The sequence below is a fragment of the Planctopirus hydrillae genome (genome assembly GCF_001707835.1).
Taxonomy (GTDB): domain Bacteria; phylum Planctomycetota; class Planctomycetia; order Planctomycetales; family Planctomycetaceae; genus Planctopirus; species Planctopirus hydrillae.
In genome coordinates, this window is the sequence record NZ_LYDR01000027.1 from 109719 (window position 1) to 118716 (window position 8998).

The 8998-nt window shown below is 53.5% G+C and carries 6 protein-coding genes; 4 read left to right on the top strand and 2 right to left on the bottom strand.

Translation table 11 applies throughout. The annotated features are described in order from the left end of the window. Window positions 1-94 precede the first annotated feature (94 nt). A complete protein-coding gene (locus tag A6X21_RS02050) occupies window positions 95-871 on the top strand; it encodes a potassium channel family protein (RefSeq protein WP_068845737.1) in 777 nt (258 codons plus the stop codon). A gap of 313 nt (window positions 872-1184) precedes the next feature. On the opposite strand, the gene A6X21_RS02055 is transcribed toward A6X21_RS02050, so the two are convergent. After that, window positions 1185-1403, bottom strand: coding sequence for a hypothetical protein (locus A6X21_RS02055; protein WP_013110669.1), 219 nt, complete (start codon window positions 1401-1403; stop codon window positions 1185-1187). A gap of 551 nt (window positions 1404-1954) precedes the next feature. Here A6X21_RS02055 and A6X21_RS02065 point away from each other — a divergent pair. Both A6X21_RS02065 and A6X21_RS02075 read left to right on the top strand, forming a co-directional pair. Further along, window positions 1955-4165, top strand: a complete 2211-nt coding sequence (locus A6X21_RS02065; RefSeq protein WP_068845741.1) for a Tex family protein — start codon at window positions 1955-1957, stop codon at window positions 4163-4165. 488 nt (window positions 4166-4653) lie between these two features. Next, on the top strand, window positions 4654-4974 hold the full coding sequence (locus tag A6X21_RS02075) for a hypothetical protein (protein ID WP_131818141.1): 321 nt from the start codon (window positions 4654-4656) through the stop codon (window positions 4972-4974). A 230-nt stretch (window positions 4975-5204) separates the two neighbouring features. Here A6X21_RS02075 and A6X21_RS02080 read toward each other — a convergent pair whose 3' ends face one another. Beyond that, on the bottom strand, window positions 5205-7637 hold the full coding sequence (locus A6X21_RS02080) for a PAS domain-containing hybrid sensor histidine kinase/response regulator (protein WP_131818142.1): 2433 nt from the start codon (window positions 7635-7637) through the stop codon (window positions 5205-5207). Window positions 7638-7943: 306 nt separating this feature from the next. On the opposite strand from A6X21_RS02080, the gene A6X21_RS02085 reads away from it, so the two are divergent. Further along, window positions 7944-8855 (top strand): alpha/beta hydrolase, encoded by a 912-nt coding sequence (locus tag A6X21_RS02085; RefSeq protein WP_083233337.1) that lies wholly within the window; start codon window positions 7944-7946, stop codon window positions 8853-8855. Window positions 8856-8998: the final 143 nt, after the last annotated feature.

Consider the following 8998-nt stretch of genomic DNA (forward strand, 5'->3'; position numbering starts at 1 on the left):
ACGCCTGAATGACCTGCCATCGTGAGTTCGATGAACCGGCAGCACAGCCCGGGCCATCGCCTTCCACACGGAAAACTCTTTGAATAATCCGTCCATGAGCACAACCTCCCATCCCTCGGAAGTTCTCACAGCCAGTCCTGCAAGGCAGAACTCAGGCACTTCATCGAAACCGAGAGCTTTGCCGATTCGTTATTCGACCTTTGAACTGCTGGGTTCACTCATTCTGCTCTTTCTGGCAGCTCCGTTTCTTGAGCGCATGCCACAGAAAGATCTGATTGAATCCGTACTCATCACACTGGTGATGACAATGGCCATCATTGCCGTCTCCGAAAAGAAATCGGCATTGATTGTGGCCTTATCGCTGGCCATCCCGACGCTGGTTGCCAAATGGGTCAATCACTTTTCACCCAGACTCCTCGGCCCGGAAATCTATCTGGTGACGACCACGATTTTCTTTCTGTACGTCATCTCACAATTGCTGAAGTACATCGTGAGGGCACCTCAGGTCGACCAGCGAGTCGTCTGTGCAGCGATTTGCGGCTATCTCATGCTGGGCATGGCCTGGATCCCACTCTACATGCTCGCAGATGATCTCGCGATCAGTGGCGTCGCCTTCCAGTTCAGCACACCCCACGAACCCGACCAGCGGATGCATGCGTTCAACGCCCTCTACTTCAGCTTCATCACACTGACGACGGCCGGCTATGGCGATATCATTCCCATCTCACCACTGGCACGCATGCTGGCCATGATCGAAGCGATTACGGGCGTCTTCTACATGGCAATTCTCGTGTCGCGGCTGGTTTCCGTCTATTCGACCTTACCGCCGCATGAACCAAAGACCGCACCCGCACATCCAGACGCCGAGTAAATCCCACGAAATAGAGTCAAACGCTTTCCATGAGATAGAAGCGCTCTGTGTGCCGTAAGTGAAGTGTGCCATGCTTGCAGCCTGCCAGTGTTAATACTGGGCAAGCATGTCTTCACAACCAACAACTCGCTGTGATTTTCCAGGAAAGGCACAACGACGTCACCCCAGTCATCACAGTGCTCTCCAACGCAGCACCCATGGAGAATGGCAACACTCAACGTCCCCTGCTCCCATCAGAACGGGAGCAAGGGCCAACTGTTGATGTGGATTCAGCGCTTTGACCGCCAGAATCAGGTTGAACCGCGAAAGCAGCTCATGCACCCGGACGCATATGAAGATATGCCGACAGCACGTCGTACAGATCTGGAGAGATGGCCACTTCTTCGTCTTCGAAGTCGTTGAGCCAGGCACGATTAAATCGTGATGCATCAGCCAGAGCACGACGAATCTCGCTCAGCCGGACAGGCACACGGTTGTCCTGAGCCAGGCACTCGCTGTCATCACCTGTATAAAGTCGAAGTCGGTGTCGCATGATTCCTCCTTGAAAGGCAGCGACCTGATTCTCAGTAACCACTCCCGGTTACAGCTCGCATCGAAATCGAACCCGAAGTTCAATCTTCCATCTGAGCTGTTTCATGTGATCGACCGGCGAGAGCCGCCGAAATCAATCAATTTGTTCCGAAAAGTGGGATCAAGCCGCAAGCGTCAGTTAATCACGGCAAGCACGCTCTTCCAGCGATGCCTGACATGAGGCTTACGCTAATCCGTCCCATGGATTGAGCGTTAGGCCAGTTGTTCAGGCAGAATCGGCAATCACCCTCCATCGACTGCATGACGATCGGCAATTGCAGCCGAAGAAGACAATTCGCCGCCAGACCGATGAGAACAATTGAAAGAATCGCTATTGTCGGTACCTTTTTGAGAGACCATCGCATGCACTGGCACTTAAGTTGTTCACACGCCACGATGTGTGGAAGTGAAACAATCCGAAAAGTTTGCCCTTGCGAATCATTGATTTGTTTCTTGAGAGACCGACTTTCCAGTTTTCTGATATCACTTTCCTGATCCATTGAGACATCACGGATGCCGTCTCCCGCACCATTAACGGATCGAATCGCTCAAACTCTGCAACTTCGGCCTGCCCAGGTCGAAGCAGCCGTCCGTCTGTTCGATGAAGGGAACACCATCCCGTTCATCACCAGGTATCGCAAAGAAGCCACCGGCAATCTCGACGAAGAGAAACTGCGGCTCATCAGCGAAGAGCTCACTTCCGGGCGTCAACTGGAAGAACGGGCATCGGCCATTACCCGCCTGCTTCAGCAGCAGCAGCAACTCACGCCGGAACTGGAAGCCTCCATTCGCAGTGCGACATCACTCAAACAACTCGAAGATCTTTATCTTCCATTTCGACCCAAGCGAAAAACCCGGGCCACCATTGCCAGGCAGCGTGGTCTCGAACCACTGGCCACACGTATTCTGCATGATGACCGGACATTAGGTGATTTGCAGCAGGCCGCGACGAGCTTCATCTCCACAGAACAGGGGTTGAATAATATCGAAGAGGTCTTGTGTGGTGCACAGGATATCATCGTCGAGTGGATCAGTGAGAACTCAGCCGTTCGCGAAGCCTGCCGACAGGTTCTCCGTCAGACAGGTCGCCTGCAATCGACAGGGATCGAAAAAGCCACACCTCAGATGCAGGCCGAGTACCGCGACTACCTCGACTTCTCCGACATGATCATGAAAATCCCGCCTCATCGGCTGCTCGCACTCAATCGAGGTGAGCGCGAAGAGGTTTTGCGCATCAAGGTTTCGTGGGATAAGCATCGCGCACAGTTTGTCACCGGAAAAATTCTCAACGTCGATGCCCGCTGCTACAACCAGTTCATGAACGAGGCCATCGCCGAAGCACTCGAAAGGCATTTGCTCCCTTCGCTCGACCGCGAACTACGCAAAGATGTGACACTCAAAGCCGAGAAGCACGCGATTGATGTCTTTGCCAGAAATCTTCGCAATCTGCTGCTCCAACCTCCGTTAGCACCCCAGCGGGTGCTGGCCATCGATCCGGGATTGCGAACGGGTTGCAAGCTGGCTGTGCTCAACGAAACTGGCGATGTCCTCGCACTCGATGTGGTCTACATCACCGGAAATGCCGACCGGCAACTCGAGGCCCGCAACAAGATTGTCCAACTGGTTCGCGAGCATGGCATCAAAACCATCGCGATTGGCAACGGCACGGCCTGCCGCGAAACCGAAGAACTTGTGGCACAGGCCATTCGCGATGAACTTCCCGATGTCCACTACATTATTGTCAATGAGGCCGGGGCGAGCATTTACTCCGCCAGTACGATCGCCCGCGAAGAATTTCCCGAGCTGGATGCCACCGCTCGAGGGACGATTTCCATTGCCCGCCGCTTGCTCGATCCCCTCAGCGAACTCGTCAAAATCGAGCCTCAACACTTGGGGGTCGGCATGTATCAGCACGACATCCCGCCCAAACAACTCAAGTCGGCTCTGGATGGTGTCGTCGAATCATGCGTGAACTACGTGGGGGTTGATCTCAATACCGCCAGTGCCTCGTTATTGCGGTATGTCTCAGGGCTGAATCAACTCCTGGCAAAACGCATTGTCGATCGACGCAAAGCTCGCGGCCCATTTCGAAATCGGGCCGAACTGCTCGAAGTCCAGGGGATCGGCCCCACGATCTTCACTCAGGCAGCGGGCTTTTTGAAAGTCGCCGGCAGCGAACCACTGGATGGCACGTGGATTCACCCGGAAAGCTACCCAGCCACCAAAACTCTGCTGGAAAAGCTGCAGGTTCCACTCGTCGAGTTAACCGGCGAGAACTCGACCAGTCAGTGGCGAAGCCAATTGCTGCAGCAGGCCGAACAGATCAAGCAGCAACCTGCCGAACTCGAACGTCTAGCCAGCGATGTGCATGTCGGCATGGAAACTCTGCGCGATATCCTCGATTCGCTGCTAAGGCCCGGGCGCGATCCACGTCTCGACCTGCCCAAGCCGGTCTTCAGGCAGGACATTCTGCGATTTGAAGACCTTGCGGAAGGTGTCGAACTGGAAGGGACCATCCTCAATGTGGTCGACTTCGGTGCCTTCGTCGATATTGGCCTGAAAGACAGCGCCCTGATCCACGTTTCCAAAATGTCGAATCAGTTCATTCGCAACCCGCACGAAATTGTCTCTGTCGGCGACCGTGTCACCGTCTGGGTCGCAGACATCGACAAAGAACGTCGACGCGTGGGCCTCAGCCTCATACGACCTCAACCTTCTCTGTAACTTTCCGCCCACGCAAATTTTCATACACAGCCAATTAACACTCACAGCGAATGGCACCCCGAGCGAATTGAGGCGGGAAGCTGCCAGAGACAAAGGTCTCATCGTGCACACTTGCGTGTTGCCACGAGTCGATGTGATCGCTGAACGACCATCCTGTTGTCGATTTTCAATGATTTCTCAGCGAAACCAGCACGAAAGTTCGTCGGCACACCACTTGCTTAAAGTCACATCCCCGATAGCAGGGGATGAACTGGTGATGAACTCGCTTTCCACGAAATCAGGGCGATCTGTGTGCCATGCTTGCAGCCTGCCAGTGTTAATACTGGGCAAGCATGTTTTCGCAACCAGCAACACGCTGTTATTTCCTGGGAAACGCATTAGATCTCAAGCTGACACACCATCCCCGAATTTCAGCAAGGCAGTTCTAGTTCGCCTTGCCGAGAGTTGCTCAACGACTGCCAAACTCGCACACCCTTTTCAGGAGAGACATGATGAAGAATTTAATGAGCGGCGCCGTAGCCATCACGTTGATTACCGGACTGGTCGGATGTAGCGAAAGCCCCATGCAGCCACAGGCCGACATGATCCGGCACGAAACGAAGCGTGTGGCCAACGATGTCCGGAACGAAGCCAATAGCGAAGCCGATGCAATTCGCAACCAGACAGGAAAAACTCTTACCGGTGAATCAAAGTCCGGTGTCGCAGAAGACAAGGCTGATGACATTGAGAAGATTGGAGAGCGAAAGGCCGATGCTATCGAGAAGGCTGGCGAGAAGAAGGCGGATCAACTCGAAGAAATGAAACCTTAAGCCAACCATTCTCGACAACGATAGCCGCCGGGCGGAAAGTGACCTTTTCAAGCTTTTCCGCCCGGCATCTTCTATTTTTTAATATTGAAAACGTGGTGTTCTCACCTCCTGATACAGCCAACAATGTATATAGATTCCAATTAACAACTGTGCCATAATTGGCTCGGGTTGAGCGTCTTCGCGAACCCCCAGTTTTTGTCGATGACCGCTGCTTTTAGTTGGAATTCGTATCAATTTGTATTGACCGATGCCGCGACCGCATTACGGCAGGTATCAATCAATGCCGCACGATCCACTGGCTTGGATATATAGTAGTCACATCCGGAATCGAGGCAGCGTTTCTTGTCCCATTCCATGGCATGTGCCGTCAAGGCAATAATCGGGTGAGTGAACCCTTTCGTCCTCAGTGATCGCGCGAAAGTGTAGCCATCCATTTCAGGCATCTGCATGTCAGTCACAATGAGATCAAATAGACCGACATTCCCCAGAGAACCTTGAATCGTTCCGTCGGATGTCATCGCTTCGAGTGCCAGTTTCCCGTTGTCAAACACCGCGACATCTGCACCGGCCTTGCGAAGATGAAAAGCAATCAGTCGCTGATTATCCAACCCATCCTCAACGAGAGCGATATTCAGACCACTCAGCGGGAGCTGTTTGACAATCTCCACCGCCGCCTCTTCTTTCACCAGTCGTTGCGTGGCACTCTCGGGCTTGTTGTCTGTGACGACTTCCTGTGGCGCTTTAGCCAGCCCCGTTGAAATGGTGAGTTGAAAGACACTCCCCTTCCCTGGCTCACTGTTGATCGTGATGTTTCCACCCAGGAGTTGAGCCAGGCTTTTGCTGATACGCAGGCCAAGGCCAGTGCCGCCGAACTTGCGCGTGGTACTGGTATCAGCCTGCACAAAAGCGCCGAAGAGTTGACTCATCTGCTGAGAAGTCATCCCGATCCCGGTATCAACGACATCGATCACGATTAAGCCCGGAAAGGGATTCGCATCGGTATGCACCTTTATCGAGACTTCGCCATGCTCGGTAAACTTGATGGCATTCCCCAGCAGATTCACGAGAATCTGCTTCAGCCGCACCGGATCCGTATGGATGATCGTGGGCAGTGGTTCCACAAGGTTCAAACGGAGATTGATCCCCTTGCGAGTCGCCTTGAACTGCATCAGGGATTCGACATCTTTAAGTAGATGCACGAGATCCGTGGGAATCTTCTCGACGGTCATCATGCCCGCTTCGATCTTCGAGAGATCGAGGATATCGTTAATGATCGCGAGGAGATGATCGCCATTGCGGCGAATGGTTTCGATGCACTCGACACGCTCGGCCGAAGTCGTCCCCGCCGAATCACTGTTTTCGGCCAGGAGTTCCGTAAAGCCCAGAATCGCTGTCATCGGCGTGCGGATTTCATGACTCATATTGGCGAGAAAATCGGTCTTGGCACGATTGGCCGATTCAGCAGCATTCCTGAGACGCACCATTTCCTCGGCGTGGCGTTTGAGTTCCTCCTGATGTTGATGCTGCTCAGTGATATCACTTTCAATCGCCATAAAACCCGAGATCTCGCCACGTTCATCGCGCAGTGGATCAATTTCAATCCGAATGTAGTATTCTCGCCCGCTCTTGGAGTAGTTCACCACTTCTTCTGTGACGGGAAGCCCCTGGCGGATCGCATCACCAATTCGTTGGATGACCTCTGGGTTGGTATGGGGACCTTGCAGAACGTCTCCCGGTTTTTTCCCGCGAAGATCTTCAATGGTATAACCGCAGATGCGGGTGAACCCTTCGTTAATCCATTCGACACGGCCCTTGCGATCGGTAATCACCACACCATTCGCCGTCCGGCGCGCGATTTCCGCGAGACGGTTCACCTCCGATGTGCGATTCCTCACCTGCCGTTCCAGTTCGACGGCCCTCGACTCGACTGTCTCACGCAACTGACGCTCCAACCTCTTCGACGCAAAAATCTTCCCGAACGATGCGAGATTGGTACAAAATCGCCAGGAAAAGATATTGAGTGCCAGCAGGAAGAATGCCAGCAGCCGATAGGCGGGCCAGACAAACATCAGCATCGACATGGCATAGCCACAGATCGCGCAGAAGAGAAAAATCGCGGCCAGATCGAACAACTGCTGATTGCGATCTTCAGCCCGCTCGTCGAAGTAAGATCTCATCCAGAAAATAAAAATTCGTAGATAGGCCACAATCACCGCGGCATTCAGCATCAGCAGCGCGATAATCCACGGCCAATCACTCGTCCCCTCCGATGTGAGCAGACAATGCGTGCGGGGCATGTAGTAGCCGCCACCAGTGAAGAAATCGACAATCGGTGCACCAGTCCGCGACGGTGCATAATCAAGTCGATTCACAGGCGATAGCGCAGAAGCTGCCACACCAAAAGCAGAGGCTGGAAGCGGGCACATCTCATGGGCGCTGGCCAGATGAGCCGTCTGGATAAATTTCGGACGAGCTGCCAGAGTCTGCGAGATGCCAGGGTTCACGCTCGATGACGGTCGCAGAGAATCGCGTTGAGAATCGAGCGAGTACGATTGATCCCAAAAAATCAGCCCGAGAAATAACAGAGCAACGGCTCCCGCAATCCAGAGCGGATCGCGAGCACGCCTCAAAACCTGAGGGTAGTCTGGCGAAATAGGCGACACCGCACGGCTCCGGCAAATGATCTGACTTAGAATTCGAGAGATTTCGGCATAACCCACAGGGAAATCATCGCCACCCGCAGACTCCCCAAATCAGTTCACGACTCTCATCACCAGTCTGAACAGTGTTTCAACTCACCTTGCAATTGGAAAAGGTGGCATTGCCGAAAGAGTCAGATCACAATCATGAACTCAACCATTGAAAGGGCCGGAGGTTGTCGTGGAAAATTCCACAACAGCTTAGTGACGCATGCCAACTCTGACTGAAAACAGACATTCATTGAATCAACCCTGAAGGATCATCCACCGATGCACGCATTCAGCTCGATACCGCACTTGTTGATCACGATGTCTGCAACAACATCATTCACAAAGATCACCTCCAGCCTCATTGCAGTAGGACTGTGGGTCGGTCTGGGAATGAATGCCGCTTTGATCGCCGGGGAGCTGCCACCCAGCCAGTCCCAGTGGCAGGGCTTTCCCGTACATCAGCTCGAGAGTGGTGGCAAACAGGCCATGATTGTCATGCCCAAAATGGCACACAACATTCCCGAAGGCCGCGGCAAGCCCTGGGTCTGGATTGGCGAATTTCCGCATGTGCTCAATGACTTCGAAACCCGCATGCTGCGGGAAGGGTTCGCAATTGTTTATTTACCGACTCCCAATCAGTTCGGTTTAGCACCCGCCATGAAAGCATGGGAAGAGTTTTACAATCTTCTGACACGCAATTATGGCTTCGACCAGCAGCCAGCACTCGTCGGCATCAGCCGGGGTGGCTTATATGTTTACAACTGGGCCTCCCGGCATCCCGACAAAGTCTGCTGCATTTACGGCGACGCCCCGGTGTGTAATATCCTGAGCTGGCCTGCTGGCCAACCCGTTAACGCCCAATACAAAGGGCCAGGCAGCGCTCCCAATTGGAAAGCACTCAAGGAGATTGCCGGGATCGCCAGCGATATCGACATTGCCAAAGCCGGCTTAAGCCCGATCGATCAACTCGAACCCCTGGCCAAGGCAAACATCCCCCTGCTCCATGTCTATGGCGATGCCGACGAAGTCGTACCCTGGGATGAAAACACCGGTGAACTCGCCACCAGATACAAAGCCCTGGGTGGCGAGATCACTCTTATTCCCAAGCCCGGTGTCAAGCATCACCCCCACGGACTGACCGATTCCACACCCATCGTCGAATTCGTCAGGAAGAGCTGGCTGAAGCAATAGTCGCTCTTCGTAAGAATATGCTGGCACGCTTCCCCGATATCGAGCATGATCAGGAGAGTGAATCCTTGCCCAGCTATCAATGACGATCTTCTGAAACGGAAAGAATTGAAACTCATAGCTGCGAATGCGATCCGCCACCTTCT

Bases quoted from the DNA above. Each gene is read 5' to 3' on its own strand.
- A6X21_RS02050 (WP_068845737.1), top strand. From the start codon at position 95: ATGAGCACAACCTCCCATCCCTCGGAAGTTCTCACAGCCAGTCCTGCA.
- A6X21_RS02055 (WP_013110669.1), bottom strand. From the start codon at position 1,403: ATGCGACACCGACTTCGACTTTATACAGGTGATGACAGCGAGTGCCTG.
- A6X21_RS02065 (WP_068845741.1), top strand. From the start codon at position 1,955: ATGCCGTCTCCCGCACCATTAACGGATCGAATCGCTCAAACTCTGCAA.
- A6X21_RS02075 (WP_131818141.1), top strand. From the start codon at position 4,654: ATGATGAAGAATTTAATGAGCGGCGCCGTAGCCATCACGTTGATTACC.
- A6X21_RS02085 (WP_083233337.1), top strand. From the start codon at position 7,944: ATGCACGCATTCAGCTCGATACCGCACTTGTTGATCACGATGTCTGCA.